We start from the raw sequence: 227 nt of genomic DNA on the forward strand, positions 1-227 counted from the left end.
CCGCGTCGATGACGCCCTCAACGCGACCCGCGCGGCCGTCGAAGAAGGCATCGTTCCCGGCGGCGGCGTCGCACTCCTGCGCGCTTCGCTAAGCATCAAGGCAACCGGCGCCAACTCCGACCAGACCGCGGGCATCAGCATCGTGCGTCGCGCGCTGCAGGCTCCGGCCCGTCAGATCGCGGCCAACGCCGGTGCGGAAGCATCGATCGTTGCCGGCAAGATCCTTG

At 69.6% G+C, this 227-nt stretch carries 1 protein-coding gene; it reads left to right on the forward strand.

Translation table 11 applies throughout. The annotated features are described in order from the left end of the window. A partial coding sequence (locus E5W70_RS32935; protein WP_292665539.1) for a TCP-1/cpn60 chaperonin family protein occupies window positions 1-227 on the forward strand: 227 nt, incomplete at both ends.

Origin of the sequence: Mesorhizobium sp., assembly GCF_005063415.1 — a bacterium.
In the GTDB taxonomy this organism is placed as follows: Bacteria; Pseudomonadota; Alphaproteobacteria; order Rhizobiales; family Rhizobiaceae; genus Mesorhizobium.